Annotated in this window: 16 protein-coding genes and 1 other annotated feature; of the genes, 2 read left to right on the plus strand and 14 right to left on the minus strand. The window is 43.4% G+C overall.

Annotated elements, in window-relative coordinates:
* Nucleotides 1-15: 15 nt before the first annotated feature.
* From C6Y07_RS05675 to nadB, 5 genes are all read right to left on the minus strand, one after another.
* A complete protein-coding gene (locus C6Y07_RS05675; RefSeq protein ID WP_060596878.1) occupies nucleotides 16-633 on the minus strand; it encodes a YhcN/YlaJ family sporulation lipoprotein in 618 nt (205 codons plus the stop codon).
* Between the two features lie 323 nt (nucleotides 634-956).
* Nucleotides 957-2,357: a SafA/ExsA family spore coat assembly protein gene (gene safA, locus C6Y07_RS05680; RefSeq protein ID WP_106156334.1), complete on the minus strand. Its 1,401-nt coding sequence runs from the start codon at nucleotides 2,355-2,357 to the stop codon at nucleotides 957-959.
* A 131-nt stretch (nucleotides 2,358-2,488) separates the two neighbouring features.
* The gene (gene nadA / locus C6Y07_RS05685; RefSeq protein WP_106048525.1) at nucleotides 2,489-3,598 is read right to left on the minus strand and encodes a quinolinate synthase NadA; all 1,110 of its coding nucleotides are present in this window, start codon (nucleotides 3,596-3,598) and stop codon (nucleotides 2,489-2,491) included.
* Entirely contained in the window at nucleotides 3,585-4,448 is an 864-nt protein-coding gene (nadC, locus tag C6Y07_RS05690) for a carboxylating nicotinate-nucleotide diphosphorylase (protein ID WP_106048524.1), read from the minus strand. The genes nadA and nadC overlap by 14 nt, the downstream gene beginning before the upstream one ends.
* Nucleotides 4,430-6,004, minus strand: a complete 1,575-nt coding sequence (gene nadB, locus C6Y07_RS05695; protein ID WP_106156335.1) for an L-aspartate oxidase — start codon at nucleotides 6,002-6,004, stop codon at nucleotides 4,430-4,432. The genes nadC and nadB overlap by 19 nt, the downstream gene beginning before the upstream one ends.
* 97 nt (nucleotides 6,005-6,101) lie before the next feature.
* Here nadB and C6Y07_RS05700 point away from each other — a divergent pair, with 97 nt between their 5' ends.
* Together C6Y07_RS05700 and C6Y07_RS05705 are read left to right on the plus strand one after the other, a co-directional pair.
* Complete coding sequence (locus C6Y07_RS05700; RefSeq protein WP_066030595.1) at nucleotides 6,102-7,244, plus strand: IscS subfamily cysteine desulfurase; 1,143 nt, start codon at nucleotides 6,102-6,104, stop codon at nucleotides 7,242-7,244.
* A 3-nt stretch (nucleotides 7,245-7,247) separates the two neighbouring features.
* Nucleotides 7,248-7,790 carry a transcription repressor NadR gene (locus C6Y07_RS05705; protein WP_060596884.1) on the plus strand — a complete coding sequence of 181 codons (543 nt, stop codon included), beginning with the start codon at nucleotides 7,248-7,250 and terminating at the stop codon, nucleotides 7,788-7,790.
* 24 nt (nucleotides 7,791-7,814) lie between these two features.
* On the opposite strand, the gene pheA is transcribed toward C6Y07_RS05705, so the two are convergent.
* The 9 genes from pheA to C6Y07_RS05750 all read right to left on the minus strand — a co-directional run bounded on the left by pheA (nucleotide 7,815) and on the right by C6Y07_RS05750 (nucleotide 14,132).
* Nucleotides 7,815-8,693 (minus strand): prephenate dehydratase, encoded by an 879-nt coding sequence (pheA, locus tag C6Y07_RS05710; protein WP_060596885.1) that lies wholly within the window; start codon nucleotides 8,691-8,693, stop codon nucleotides 7,815-7,817.
* Between the two features lie 18 nt (nucleotides 8,694-8,711).
* A complete protein-coding gene (locus tag C6Y07_RS05715; protein WP_003216269.1) occupies nucleotides 8,712-9,155 on the minus strand; it encodes an ACT domain-containing protein in 444 nt (147 codons plus the stop codon).
* Between the two features lie 55 nt (nucleotides 9,156-9,210).
* Nucleotides 9,211-10,497, minus strand: a complete 1,287-nt coding sequence (obgE, locus tag C6Y07_RS05720) for a GTPase ObgE (RefSeq protein ID WP_034661626.1) — start codon at nucleotides 10,495-10,497, stop codon at nucleotides 9,211-9,213.
* Between the two features lie 21 nt (nucleotides 10,498-10,518).
* Nucleotides 10,519-11,112 carry a sporulation initiation phosphotransferase B gene (locus tag C6Y07_RS05725; RefSeq protein WP_034661629.1) on the minus strand — a complete coding sequence of 198 codons (594 nt, stop codon included), beginning with the start codon at nucleotides 11,110-11,112 and terminating at the stop codon, nucleotides 10,519-10,521.
* A gap of 256 nt (nucleotides 11,113-11,368) precedes the next feature.
* Nucleotides 11,369-11,653, minus strand: a complete 285-nt coding sequence (rpmA, locus tag C6Y07_RS05730; RefSeq protein WP_003216586.1) for a 50S ribosomal protein L27 — start codon at nucleotides 11,651-11,653, stop codon at nucleotides 11,369-11,371.
* 12 nt (nucleotides 11,654-11,665) lie between these two features.
* Nucleotides 11,666-12,004 (minus strand): ribosomal-processing cysteine protease Prp, encoded by a 339-nt coding sequence (locus C6Y07_RS05735; RefSeq protein WP_034661634.1) that lies wholly within the window; start codon nucleotides 12,002-12,004, stop codon nucleotides 11,666-11,668.
* Between the two features lie 14 nt (nucleotides 12,005-12,018).
* Nucleotides 12,019-12,327, minus strand: coding sequence for a 50S ribosomal protein L21 (rplU, locus tag C6Y07_RS05740; RefSeq protein ID WP_003216781.1), 309 nt, complete (start codon nucleotides 12,325-12,327; stop codon nucleotides 12,019-12,021).
* Nucleotides 12,328-12,339: 12 nt separating this feature from the next.
* Nucleotides 12,340-12,412, minus strand: a sequence feature (ribosomal protein L21 leader region).
* A 66-nt stretch (nucleotides 12,413-12,478) separates the two neighbouring features.
* Nucleotides 12,479-13,348, minus strand: a complete 870-nt coding sequence (locus C6Y07_RS05745) for a M50 family metallopeptidase (protein WP_060596886.1) — start codon at nucleotides 13,346-13,348, stop codon at nucleotides 12,479-12,481.
* Nucleotides 13,341-14,132, minus strand: a complete 792-nt coding sequence (locus C6Y07_RS05750; protein ID WP_034661641.1) for a M23 family metallopeptidase — start codon at nucleotides 14,130-14,132, stop codon at nucleotides 13,341-13,343. Before C6Y07_RS05750 ends, C6Y07_RS05745 begins: the two co-directional genes overlap by 8 nt.
* Nucleotides 14,133-14,201: the final 69 nt, after the last annotated feature.

The following is a 14,201-nucleotide window of genomic DNA, read 5'->3' on the forward strand; positions in this document are numbered from 1 at the left end:
TTCTTATTCTCCAACCTATCGAGTCATGCCTGTTTGGCCTGTTTCAAATTGTGTTCTTCTCATATCTCTAAAGCGTGTGAAAGCACCCTCGTCTTTAATGACTTGGACAGCTCTTCCATCCGCATAACGAGTCGCTGCTTCTTCAACTTGTGATACGCCCTCTGACGTCAGACGTCCATCTGATTTAATGGCAATATACACATTTTCATCTGTCACCATCACCTGTGAGTCTGCAACGTGGTTCATTTTATTGACACGGTTGGCAATTTTTCTTGAACGCTGGACGTTCTCTTGTTTATCGTAGCCAGAGAACGACATTTGGTTATGATAGTTCATATCTCCATGACTGTAGCGTCCATCTCCACCTGCGAGAGGCATTCGATCATCGGCTTGAGGACGGGTGCGATAATCAACATTCGTTGTGTTCCCACCGTTCATCCCCTCCATGAGTTCAGAAACTGGCCCTTGATGATCTTGATTATTGTCAGCCGCACGGTTATTCGAATGATATCCGACTGGCTGACCTGATTGATTATGACGTGTATCTACACCTGCATTATCATTTGTACCACATGCAGTTAACCCAATAGGAAGAAGCACTAATGCGATCGTTTTTTGCCATTTTTGTCTCAAACGAAAAACCCCCTGTACAAATTCAATCTCATGAGCGCGAAACAGGCTCTGTTTTAGCATGTACAGTTTGGGAAAAAATCAAGCTGTCAGTTATAAACAAAAAAAGGAACGATTGAGATCGTTCCTTCCAGATTGTTAAAATGATCTTTATTTTAGCCCTTTGTCTCTTTTTCAGCGTGATAGAAAACCTTTGCAGTCTAGGAAGGGCGAGCACCGGAGCGGAGCGAATTTGACATTCGTGAGCACCGGAGCACAGCCCTGACAACGAATGCGAGGGTTTGTCTACACGCTGAAAGGAACGATTGAGATCGTTCCTTCTGTCATTACTCTTCTTCGTCTTCTTCTGGCCTTGCAAAAACAGATTGACCTGGATATGGCTGCATATAAGGCTGAGCTGGATACCCCCCCATTTGGCCATAAGGAACAGGATTCGGATAATGTCCTGGCCACGGCTGATGCTGCTTCATGCCATCATCACATCCGCAGTCTTCCTTGCCATAAGCTTCATTTGAAACGTTTGGATAAAAGCCTTGATTCACGTTCGCATTGGCATTTGGGTGCATATGGTGATGCCAGTGATGCCCATCGTTTGCATGATGTGCATGATGTTCATAATGTTCCCCGTAATAAGCTGGCGCTTGATACGCAGGATAATACGGCTGAGCTGGGTATGGATATGGCATCATGTGATGGTGATAATATGGCTGGACAGGATAACAAAGACCTGAACCTGGTAAAATTGGCGATGCTGGCACCATTTGTTGCGGGTATGGATACATTGCCGGCATGTAATGTCCATGACCAAAACCATAATAAGGATCATATGAATCATGATGCTGGTGATGGTGATGATGCTCTTTATTCTCAGCCATTCCTCCTACCGCTGCGCCTCCAACATTCGGCATTTGCGGGAAATTAGGAAGGTTTGGGTAATTGCTTTGCTCCATATCTTTTCCCTCCTCCTTTTGATGCGGAATATGAATAAACGGATCATACCCCTTTGCCACTTCATCTTTTAGATGGCCTTTATTTTCATCATAAAAATGGTCCTTGTTATTTTTATGGTCCTTATTTTCATGATGAAAATGTTCCTTGTTATCTTTATGGTCCTTATTTTCATGATGAAAATGTTCCTTGTTATCTTTATGGTCCTTATTTTCATGATGAAAATGGTCCTTATTATCTTTATGGTCCTTATTTTCATGATGAAAATGTTCCTTGTTATCTTTATAGTCCTTGTTTTCATGATGAACATGATCTTTGTGATCCTTTTTGTCATGAACATGATCTTTCTTTTCATGAACGTAATCTTTTTTCTCATGATGTTCTTTTTTGGGAGGAGGCGTGAATGGCTGGTAGAGATTGGTCTGATAATAGTTCACATCGACTTGTGGAAAAACTGGATGCTCGATCTTTGGCACTGGCGGTACATAAGGTACCGGTTCATTTGGCTTTTCTTTCGGCTTCGTATCTTGAACTTGCACGACATCTTTTGGCTTTTCTTTCACATACGGATGTTCTTTCGGCTTTGGCATTTCTTTTGCTTTGTGATGATCTGTTTTTACAGGAACACCACTAGATGGAATCTTGATCTTCATACCCGGCATGATCAAATCTGGGTTACTGAGTTGTGAATTTAGTTTTTTCAATTCTTGAAAGTCGACTCCGTATTTCTTTGAAATTTTCCAAAGGGAGTCTCCTTTTTGCACAATATGAATTTTCAACGTTTTCCCCTCCTATGCAAAACGTGAACGTAACGGTTATGTCAGAAGTACAATATGTTTCACCATAAATTTATGCCTATTTACAAGCCGATATGATAAAAACTTGTTTTCTGATAGGAGGGGCTGATTTATTATTTAATGGCGAGCATTTTATTCAGTGCAAGTAAAGCCTCTTTGGTAATGTCTTCATTGACCTGAATCAAACCGACCGGATCACCTTTATCAATGCTTTCTAGTGACCATAACAAATGAGGAAGATCGATCCGATTCATGGTCAAACATGGACACATATCCGGATTGAGGGATTCAATTTGTTTATCTGGATGCTGATCGATTATCCGCTTGACTAAATTCATCTCTGTTCCAATCGCCCACTTGCTTCCTGCTGGCGCTTCCTTAATCGTATCAATAATAAATTTCGTTGAACCGGCAAGATCAGAAGCCCTGACGACTTCATGCGTGCATTCTGGATGGACAAGGATTTGAATGTCACGGTCTCTTTTTCTCGTTTCTTCAATATTCCGCACCGTAAATTTCTCATGGACAGAGCAATGGCCTTTCCATAAAATCATCTTGATGCGAGAAAGCGGCTGATCGGTGATGAGCTTTTCTTCTATTTGATCCCAGACAGCCATTTCTTCTAGTGAAATGCCTAAATCGAATGCCGTATTACGCCCTAAATGCTGATCAGGGAGAAACAGAATCCGCTCTTTTTGTGTGAGCGCCCACTCCAGCACTTTTTTAGCGTTTGACGATGTAACAGTCGCCCCGCCATGCTTGCCGACAAATGCTTTAATATCCGCTGTTGAGTTGACATACGTGAGCGGTAGGATCGTATCTCCAAACAGATCAGTGAGCTGCTCCCATGCTATATCCGTTTGCTTCATGTTCGCCATATCAGCCATTGAACAGCCTGCTCTCATATCTGGCAATAGGACCTTTTGATTCTTATTTGACAGCATATCTGCCGTTTCAGCCATGAAGTGAACACCGCAAAACACAATGTACTCAGCCTCCTGATTGTCCGCGGCTATTTGTGCGAGCTGCAGTGAATCGCCTGTTGCATCTGCAAATTGGATGACTTCATCCTTTTGATAATGATGCCCCGGTATAAAAAGCTTTGATCCAAAGGCCCGTTTAATGTCTAACACACGCTGCTTCATCTCATCAACAGAGCGGTGTTTATATTCTTCTGGCATCATGGCTGCATGTTGATTTGCGAGTACATCAAGCAGTGACATGAGTTGTTCCCCCTTTATGACTGAATTCCATATTCATACTAAAATCAAATGCTGGAGCAGAATGTGTCAAAAAACCAAGTGAAATAAAGTCGACACCTGTCCCCCTGTAACTTGGCAATGTCTCTAACGTGATGCCTCCTGAAGCCTCCGTCAGAATTATCTCCGGCGTCATTTGTTTAAAACGTTTTACTTCGTCTGGAGAGCAGTTGTCAAACATGATGACATCGGCTTTTGCATCAATGGCTTCCATTAGCTGCGTTTCTGATTCAATTTCTACTTCAATTTTCACCATATGACCGGCATATGCTCTTGCTTTATCTACAGCTTCACGAATAGAGCCGCATGCGGCAATATGATTATCTTTAATCATCACTCCATCTGATAAGCCGAAGCGATGATTCTTTCCGCCTCCTGTCTTCACAGCGTATTTCTCTAACATGCGCAAGCCGGGAGTCGTTTTTCTCGTATCACAAATCGTAATCGACGGATCCGCTAATCGCTGCACCGCTTCATGTGTTAATGTGGCGATACCTGTCATGCGCTGCAAAACATTCAAAATGACCCTTTCTCCTTTTAATAAGTCGCTGACCGGCCCCTTTATTTTCGCCAGCACAGCGCCTGAATGAATCCAATCACCTTCCTCAAAAAACAACTCAGCTTGAATCTGTTCATTCAGCAGGCGGTACCCTATGTCAATGACTTGAGAACCTGCCAATACACCCGATTGTTTTGCGATGATGTATGCTGTTCCTTTCTTTTCTCCAAAAATGGCATCAGCTGATACATCTCCAAAGCCAATATCTTCTGTGAAAAAATGAGTCATCATTTGTTTTAACTGTAAACGTTCCATTTGGCACCGATCCTTTCATTTTTTATCATATGAATGTGGCCTTTTTCATGGACAATCTGCATGCCCCGCCACAAAGCATCATTCCGATTTGGATAATCCATTCGAAAATGGCCGCCTCTGCTTTCTGTACGAAGTAATGCAGACTTCACAAGGCAAATCGCTAATGCCCATTGATTGCTTAATTCGATCTGTTCACTTGTGATATTCTTCACATTCGTTTGCTGATAAGGGACTTGCTGTAATACTTGAAGCAAGGCCTTTAGCCCTTTTTCGTCTCTTACAATTGCGGCATATGTCATCATCCATTGTCTCAACTGATCCTCTGAAATCGCTGGGACGGACCATACTTCTTGAATAGAAAAAGATGGGACTATTTTTTTCTGTTTAGGTACCTGTTCAATTCTCCGTGCCGCTTTGTGTCCTAAAACGAGACCTTCCAAGAGAGAATTACTCGCTAATCGGTTCGCTCCGTGTAAGCCTGTACAGGCCGCTTCTCCGATAGCAAAAAGAGATGGAACAGTGGTTTCTCCATATTCATTCACGCAGATTCCGCCCATTAAAAAATGCATACCAGGGGAAACTGGGAGCCTGCCGCTTGCCATATCGACACCTGCCCGCTGACACATCGCATTAATTGCTGGAAAACGAGCTGAAAAATGTGGAATCTCGCGGATATTGAGATACAGATCATGACCTAATTGCTGCTCATGAAAAATAGCTCTAGCGACCACATCTCTAGGCGCTAAATCAGCTTGTGGGTGAATGCTTTTCATCATCCTCCTGCCTGTTTCATCTTCTAAATAGGCTCCCTCTCCCCGGACTGCCTCTGAAACGAGACCGACTGCTTTTCCAGCGATCGTCAAGAGGGTGGGGTGGAATTGAACAAATTCAAGATCTGCTAATTGTGCCCCGGCTCGATAGGCCATCATCAGTCCGTCTCCTGTTACAGAAGGGTCATTTGTGTTTGTTTCATATAGGGAGCCGCAGCCGCCCGTGGATAAAACAACTGCATCTGCGGTCATGGTATGGACGTCGTGTCCTTTCTCATCTTTCCACACCACCCCTATGCAGGTTCCTTCATGGACCAATAGATCAATGACATGGTGATATTCGTATAAATGAATATGTGAGCCAAGCTGACTTTTTAAATACTGCACGAGGGTTTTGCCTGTTTGGTCTCCTCCTGCATGCAAAATGCGATGAGTCGTATGTGCCCCCTCTTTACCTAATTGCGGCTCGCCCGTCTCCGTCTGATCAAATGGACAGCCTTCTTCTACGAGCTGCTCCACCAATTGCTTTCCACGACTTACGATCTCTTGTACCGCCCTCTCATCATTGTGATCACAGCCGGCAGCTAATGTGTCTTGTACATGCTGATGAACTGAATCCTGTGCTGAAAAGGCAGCAGCGATTCCTCCTTGTGCAAGCATGGAATTACTAGAGGAAAATTGTTTTTTTGTCATCATGATAACTTGGCAGCTTTCTGAAATGGTTTTTGCAAAGGAAAGCGCTGCAATGCCTGATCCCACCACAATGACTTTTTTGATTGATGACACCTTCGCCCCTCCTATCATTTACACCTGTCTTGACACATATCATTACACAACACTACAATAAATACAAGAAAAAATTTTCTCATAGGAGATGGATGGATTGGTTTATTTAGATTACGCAGCTTCTACACCTGTTTCAGAGGAAGCACTGCATGTTTTTCAGCAGCTAAGTCAAGATTGCTACGGGAATGCAAGCAGTCTTCATGATGCAGGTGGAAGAGCAAATGACATACTGACTTACAGCAGACAATCATTCGCTGCCATTCTTGAGGGCGAACCAGACGGCATCTACTTTACAAGCGGCGGAACAGAATCCAACCTTCTTGCGATTCAATCGATTGCAAATGGTCTGCCAGCACACAGGCAGCATGTCATCACAACTTCTGTAGAGCACCCTTCTGTTCATCATGCGGTTAGTAGCTTAGAGCGTCTTGGCGTGAAGGTCACAATCATTGAACCGAATCAAGATGGGATCATCACTAAGGACATTCTCAAAGAAGCATTATTGCCTGAAACAGGACTAGTATCTATTCAGCATGCTAATTCAGAAACAGGGATTATCCAGCCGCTTGCTGAATTAGCACCCCTTTTAAAAGAAAGGCACATACTTTTTCATACAGATGCCGTGCAAACATTCGGAAAGATTCGTGTGTCCATCAAGGAGCTTGGGGTTGATGCCGTTTCCATCTCTAGCCATAAAGTGTATGCACCTAAGGGCGCTGGTGCTGTCTATATGGGCGCACATGTTGCTTGGAAGCCTTTATATTCAGGTGCAGTTCAGGAAAATGGCTTCCGCCTTGGAACAGTGAACGTTCCATGCATCGGTGCTTTTGCTGCTGCGAGCGAACAATTGATGCTTAAGCTAGATGAGCAGCATCAACAGAATGAGCTGCTTCGTGATTATTTTCTTCAGCAGCTGAAAATGAGACAACTTCCTGTTCGTACACTTCAAAACAATGGCAATCGCCGCATGCTGCCTCATATTATTGGTTGTTTTTTTGAAGGGTTTGAAGGACAATATGTAATGTTAGCATGTAACCGGCATGGGATTTGTATATCGACTGGAAGCGCATGTGCTTCAGGTTATCATCATCCTTCCCCCGCTGTGAAGGCATTGCACATATCAGATCGTGATGCCCTTCAATTCATTCGACTATCATTTGGATCGAAGTCATCAAAAGAGGACATCGATCAGCTTTTGCATACATTTGAACAATTGCAAAAGGAGAAGAAAGGAGCATAAGACGTGGAGCAAGAGAGGAAACTCATTGGCGAAGAGAGAAGAAACGCCATTTTAGAGTGGCTGAAAGAAACAGATACACCGCTCACCGGAAGTTTTTTGGCTAAAAAGGCGGCTGTCTCTCGACAAGTCATTGTACAAGATATGTCACTATTAAAAGCAAAAAACGAACCCATTATTGCCACAAGTCAAGGCTATGTGTATATGGCACCGCAGCATGCGCCAGAAAGAGAAATTGAACAAATCATCGCCTGCAAGCATGATCCTGTTCGCACAGAAGAGGAACTGACCTTGATTGTAGACTTTGGTGTGACAGTGAAAGATGTGATCATAGAGCACCCTGTTTACGGTGAACTAACGGCCTCTATTCGCGTCAGTACTCGCAAGCAAGTAGCTGATTTCGTTCATCACATTTCTAACACGGGCGCCTCCTACTTGTCAGAACTAACAGACGGCGTGCATTTACATACACTCACTTCTTACAGTCAAAAGCAGCTTGACCAAGCCATTCAAGCGCTCGATGACGCTGGTTTTTTAATTAAAGACTAAAAAAATAGTGTCCTGCAAGGGACACTATTTTTCATTCGTTAGTTCATATGTTTGGTAGCTGCCGAGCAGTTTGACCTCACAGCCAATCGCTTCTAATTCCTGAATCGCGCCAGGGACAAGGACATCATCCATTTCTTTTTCTATATCTATAATAAATAAATAGTGTCCAAGACCTGTTTTTGTCGGACGAGATTCAATTTTTGACAAGTTGAGATTCCGCCAAGAAAAAGCAGATAACACGCGATGCAATGCACCTGATTGATCATCCTTTGGCAGACTGACCACAATGGTCGTTTTTGGCTTCGATGAGAACCCAGCATTCATTGGGAACGACGCCTTAGGATCTTTATGTAAAATAACAAAGCGTGTATGATTGTGCGGATAATCATGAATGTCTTTTTTTGCAATCGTTAAACCATACGTTTGTGCGGCAATTTCATTGGCAATGGCCCCAGCAGCCTCATCCGGATGCTCACTGATATATTTTGCTGCATAACCTGTTGATTCTACTGGACGATGCGGAATATCTGGGTACTGCTTTTTCAGAAATTGATGACACTGGGCAATCGCGTGCGGATGTGATTGGATCACATCTAATGTCTCCCAGCTTTCCGCTCTTGATGGGTGGACAAGCAAATGCTGCCGAATCGGTGCTGTCATTTCACCAACAATGGACAGCGCTTCCTCATGAATTAAATAATCAATCGTTAAGTTCACAGATCCTTCGAGTGCATTTTCAAGTGGAACGACCGCCAAATCTACTTCGCCTTTTGACACAGCATCCATACATTGCGGAATCGTTGCATAGGCACGCTGCACTGCATCTGTTGGAAAGCAAGAGCATACGGCCAAATGAGTAAATGTTGCCTCTGGTCCAAAATAACCTACAGTTAATTGCTTCATCTGCTATGATCTCTCCTTTTACGCCCCAGAACCTAGAATTTCAACTTTTTCGACAAATTCAAGTTTTCTTAATTGATTCATGACTGTATTGATATCATCTGCCATACCAGCCGTGCTAATGGATAGGGTGACATTCGCTCTTCCCTGCAGCGGAATCGTTTGGTGAATGGATAACACATTACAGCCAGAGTCCGCCACAATTTGAAGCAGCCTTGACAGAGCCCCAGACCGATCCTCAAGGTGGAAAAACAATGTGATGATCTGCTCTTTCACCATTGTATAAAATGGAAAAACAGCATCTCTGTATTTATAAAAAGCACTGCGGCTTAAATCCGCTTGTTGAACAGCATCGGCAACTGAATCCGCTTTTTTGCGATCGAGAAGCTTTTTGACTTCAAGCGTTTTTCTCATCGCATCTGGAAGGACATCCTCTCTTACTAAATAGAACGTTTCTTCTTTCACCTGTTTTCTCCCCTTTTAAAAACGGGAGAGCCCATGGACTGGACCCTCCTTTTGATCAATCAATAAATTCAAATTCAAATTCAAGCAGACGAATGATGTCGCCGTCTTTTGCACCACGCTCACGCAAGGCATCATCGACACCCATTCCGCGCAGTTGTCTAGAGAATCGTTTCACGGACTCATCTCTTGAGAAATCTGTCATCTTAAACAGTCGCTCAAGTGCTTTACCCGTTATGACAAACGTACCGTCAGGATCTCTTGTGATCTCAAATGGCGCGTCTCCCTCATCAAACCTGTACATCACGCGGTTATCAGACAGTTCCTCTTCATTATAGAGCGGGAATTCCGGTGTTGTTTCAAGCTGATTGGCGATTTCAAATAAAAGCTCACGAAGCCCTTCTCTTGTGATCGCACTAATTGGGAACACTTTATAGTCATCCGTTAATTTTTCTTTAAATGCCGCTAGATTGTCAGCTGCTTCTGGCATGTCCATTTTGTTCGCTACAATGATTTGTGGACGCTCAGTCAATCTCATATTGTATTGCTCAAGCTCTTCATTAATCGTCACATAATCTTCGTACGGGTCACGCCCTTCAAGTGCTGACATATCAATGACATGGACAATAACCCGTGTCCGCTCAATGTGGCGTAAAAATTGATGACCTAAGCCAACGCCTTCGTGCGCTCCTTCGATCAGTCCTGGCAGATCCGCCATGACGAAGCTTCGGTTATCATCTGTTTCGACAACTCCTAGGTTCGGCACAAGCGTTGTGAAATGATAATCCGCAATTTTCGGTTTCGCAGAAGAGACAATTGAAAGCAGTGTCGACTTCCCGACACTTGGGAAACCAACAAGTCCAACATCTGCAAGTACTTTTAGTTCTAAGATGACGTCACGTTCTTTTCCCGGCTCACCGTTTTCAGAGAGCTGCGGTGCAGGGTTTGCCGGTGTTGCGAAACGTGAATTTCCACGTCCGCCTCGTCCGCCTTTTGCAATGACTGCCCGCTGTCCATGCTCTGTTAAGTCAGCGAGTACTTGTTCCGTCTCTGCATCTGTCACGACCGTACCGGGCGGAACTTTGACAATCATTTCTTCCGCATTTCGGCCATGCTGGTTTTTACTCATTCCATGCTCGCCGCGATCCGCCTTAAAATGGCGCTTATAACGAAAGTCCATCAACGTTCTGAGTCCTTCGTCTACTTCAAATACAACATCTGCACCATTTCCGCCGTCGCCGCCAGCTGGCCCGCCTTTTGGCACATATTTTTCACGACGGAACGCCACCATACCGTTTCCGCCGTCACCGCCTTTAACATACACTTTAACCTGATCTACAAACATAACTTCCTCCGTTTCTCTGCATCACATATCTCGTTCTTGCCTCAAACAAAGCTCAATCATGGACTCATGACTTGTCACATGAAATTGAGCTACACTCATACATGGATAGTTTGCGTCATGAAACGCATTTAACGCATCCAAACTTGTTAATTTTCCTTTGAAATCAAAATATAAGACCACATCATTCTCTTCTTGATCTGTTTGGAACGTGACCGTTAAATGATTTTCAGTTTTTTGGCAAACTGATTGATCGAATATCGAAAACAACTCCTGTGATACCGTTAGCAGCTGCGATTCATATGCTGATAAGTCTCGGGTTTCACCAAGCACTTCATATTCTAGGGTGATAAAATGCGACTCCCAATTAAATGTTAGAAAGTAATAGGCCAATTGGGGAATTTTTAAATTTGAGAGTTTGGATTCATGCTGTGCTTCAATGACCATTTCTTCTATAATTTCAAACACCCGGTCATATTTTTCTAATGTCAAGTTGCCCTTGATCAGCTGCAATTTATTCATCCAGTCGTGTCTTGAACGACTGAGCAGATAGATCAATTCATTTGTTAATGCAACGTGAGTTAATTTTTCGTTTTGTTTACTTGGTATCTCTTCCATTATCGCACTCCCAATCGTTTGGTCTCTCTTTTAGGAGTCTTATCATCACTATGTCTCCCTGAATTATAACAGAGAAGACAGCATAGAAAAACACTAGTTATGTGAGGAAAGGTTGTTTTTTCTGATCTATAGGAGAAAATGAGGCAAAGTCAGCAAACGTTCTTTGATATTTATGGAGTGCATCTTCTTTTATCATCTTCGATACTACTTGTAAAAAGTGAAAAAAACTCCAGTCAATGACCGGAGTTTTTAGCAATTATTGTGCCGCAGGATATACGCTCACTTTTTTACGGTCACGACCGAAACGTTCGAATTTAACCGTTCCGTCGATTTTAGCGAAAAGAGTGTCGTCGCCTCCGCGTCCAACGTTTTCACCTGGATAGATTTTCGTTCCACGTTGACGATAAAGGATAGAACCACCAGTTACGAATTGACCATCAGCACGTTTAGCGCCTAAACGTTTAGACTCAGAGTCACGTCCGTTCTTTGTAGAACCTACCCCTTTTTTAGATGCGAAAAATTGAAGATCTAATCTAAGCATGAAGTTCACCTCCTATTTTTTTGTAGATATTCTCACATAATCGTGATAATCTCGTTCGATTGTCTCTAAGGAAACGACCATGCCTTCTAAAAGCAGCTGGGCTTTTTCAAAGGATACTGGATCTGTATCAGCTGGCAATTCAAAAGAGAAATAGCCGCCTTCTTCACCAATATCGAGCAGTGGATCCATTCCTGTCAGTGCAATAATTGAATTGACTGAGCCGAAAACAACAGCAGATACACCTGCACAAACGAGATCCTGACCTTTTTCAGCAAACTCGGCATGTCCAGTCATCTGAAAAGACGTAATGCTTTCATCTGCTGCCGACCGAGTAATGGTTGCTTTGATCATATCACTCACACGCCTTAAGCGTTGATTTTTTCGATAACAACTTTAGTGTAAGGTTGACGATGACCTTGTTTCTTGTGGTTGTTTTTCTTCGGTTTGTACTTGAACACAGTAATTTTCTTACCGCGACCTTGTTTTTCAACTTTAGCCGTTACTGTTGCTCCAGCAACTGAAGGGTTACCCACTTTGACAGTGTCTCCGCCGACAAACAATACGTTTTCAAAAGTTACTGTTTCACCTGCTTCAGCAGCTAGTTTTTCAACATAAACAGTTTGACCTTCTTCAACTTTTACTTGTTTACCACCAGTTTCGATAATTGCGTACATCTCTGCACCTCCTAATAAACTCAGACTCGCCGAATACAGGGGGCCTTAGGCTCTTTACACCTGCTTCGCGCGGTTGTAGCACGGGTGCTACATATCCATAACATTAAAAAATATATCAAATTAGACGCAGAATGTCAACGTATTTTCATCACTAGTACGGCAAAAGGAGCTCTTCCATTGAGGAGGTGGTTCTTCGATCTGAAAAATACGCATGGAGCAGTTCATTTTCGTCAAGCTGGCTCATTTTCACGCCATCTCTTTCAATAATAATCGGATGCTTACAGCCTCTTTGGAATCGCGCCATTACTTCATATACTTTTTCCTCAGCGCTCGCTCTCAGCGGAATAAGCTTTTCTACCTTTTGCTCTTTTTTACCGTAATAGCGTTCTAGTAAAAAGCGGACCCTGACGTAATGCCGCTGCCGGTGTTCCATTACGAGTGAATAGGCTAAAAAAGTGAGCAGCACCCAGCCGTTGAATTGCAGCGGCGCAAACAAAAGCAACCCTGCAGTCAATAGAACGAAAAAGACAAGTGAGCCTTTTATGGCAAGGGTATGTGCACGTTGGAAAGGGTAATATGCTGATAAGAGCAAAAAGAATAATTTCCCGCCATCAAGCGGCCAAATAGGCAAAAGATTCACAAGGAAAATCGCCATATTATAAAAAGTGAACATCGTAAAAATGTCGTGCGAAATAAGAGAAGTTTCCATGAAAAGCCATGCCATAAGCTGGAGCGGTACATGCTGGAGCGGCCCGCATAAAATGACCGCCAACTCTTCCTTTAGCGGACGGTTCCCATGCTCTTCTACTTCTACCGCTCCGCCAAATGGCAGTAAAAAAATCCGCCGAATGCGCCAATGATAATAGCAAGCAGCCGCTGCATGTCCAAGCTCATGGACAAAGACGATGATGAGCAGACAAAGCAGCGGCTTGATTTGACCAGAGAGAATCGCAAACGCCATCACAATCCACAGCAGCGGATGAATGTGAATTTTCGTCAGCATGACCAGCCATCTATTCAAAGGTCATCACCTGAATAGGATCGATAAACTGTTCATTTTGCTTAATGGCAAAGTAATACGTGCCCTTTCCTTGATCATCAAGTGAGATCTGGCCAATTTTCTCACCCTTATCGACAAAATCGTATAAGGCCACATCGGCTTCCTTTAATTGACCGTACCAGCTATAGCTGTTATCCGCATGCTGCACGACCACTGTAAGCCCTGTGTCACTTTTCTTTTTTACCTCTACCACATAGCCTTCTTTCATACTGTCAATGGCTTCAGCCGATGTTTCGACTTTGACTCCTGCTCCATTTTGCGTAAAGGATTCCTGCACTTTTCCAGAAGCAGGTACAGCCAGTTCTTGGTTCGCTTGTACATCTTTTTGGTCTGCCTTTTTGTCGGTTAAAAAGGCAAGGGGGTTTCCAACTGTTTTCTCAAACCAGTGATTGGCAGCAGCAAATTGAAAATCTTGCTCAAAGGTCTGCGTAATGATCGGCTTCAGCTGCTGAAACGGCCCTGCCTGACCCTTAAATGAAATGGCTGCAATCAACACAAGGGACGCAGATAATAAACATTTAAGCACAAAAGCATTGGGGTTAAATAACGGATGCCGATATTTCTTCGGCTGGTGAGACGACGACTCAAAGGAAGACGACCCTGAATGCTTTTCTTCCTCTGTCAGCATGACCCATGGAGGGATATCTTCTTTTTTCTTGAAAGTCGTCTTCTTAGGTGGAGCAGCTGGCTGCTTCGTTTTGCGGCGCTGCGCGATTTTCTTTCGGTACTCGTCCACTCTTTTCATGAGATCACCCTTTACATACAAACAGTTTGTACATTTTATGTGACGACCTCATCTGATATGCAACAAAAA

Source organism: Bacillus sp. LNXM12-1, from assembly GCF_003004375.1.
Classification (GTDB): Bacteria; Bacillota; Bacilli; order Bacillales; family Bacillaceae; genus Bacillus.

What these genes read in the sequence shown, in the direction of transcription:
- C6Y07_RS05750 (WP_034661641.1), bottom strand. Translation starts at nt 14,132, where the DNA reads ATGAAAAGAGTGGACGAGTACCGAAAGAAAATCGCGCAGCGCCGCAAA.
- rpmA (WP_003216586.1), bottom strand. Translation starts at nt 11,653, where the DNA reads ATGCTTAGATTAGATCTTCAATTTTTCGCATCTAAAAAAGGGGTAGGT.
- nadC (WP_106048524.1), bottom strand. Translation starts at nt 4,448, where the DNA reads ATGGAACGTTTACAGTTAAAACAAATGATGACTCATTTTTTCACAGAA.
- obgE (WP_034661626.1), bottom strand. Translation starts at nt 10,497, where the DNA reads ATGTTTGTAGATCAGGTTAAAGTGTATGTTAAAGGCGGTGACGGCGGA.
- pheA (WP_060596885.1), bottom strand. Translation starts at nt 8,693, where the DNA reads ATGAAGCAATTAACTGTAGGTTATTTTGGACCAGAGGCAACATTTACT.
- rplU (WP_003216781.1), bottom strand. Translation starts at nt 12,327, where the DNA reads ATGTACGCAATTATCGAAACTGGTGGTAAACAAGTAAAAGTTGAAGAA.
- nadA (WP_106048525.1), bottom strand. Translation starts at nt 3,598, where the DNA reads ATGTCACTGCTTGATGTACTCGCAAATCAACATGCAGCCATGATGCCA.
- C6Y07_RS05725 (WP_034661629.1), bottom strand. Translation starts at nt 11,112, where the DNA reads ATGGAAGAGATACCAAGTAAACAAAACGAAAAATTAACTCACGTTGCA.
- C6Y07_RS05735 (WP_034661634.1), bottom strand. Translation starts at nt 12,004, where the DNA reads ATGATCAAAGCAACCATTACTCGGTCGGCAGCAGATGAAAGCATTACG.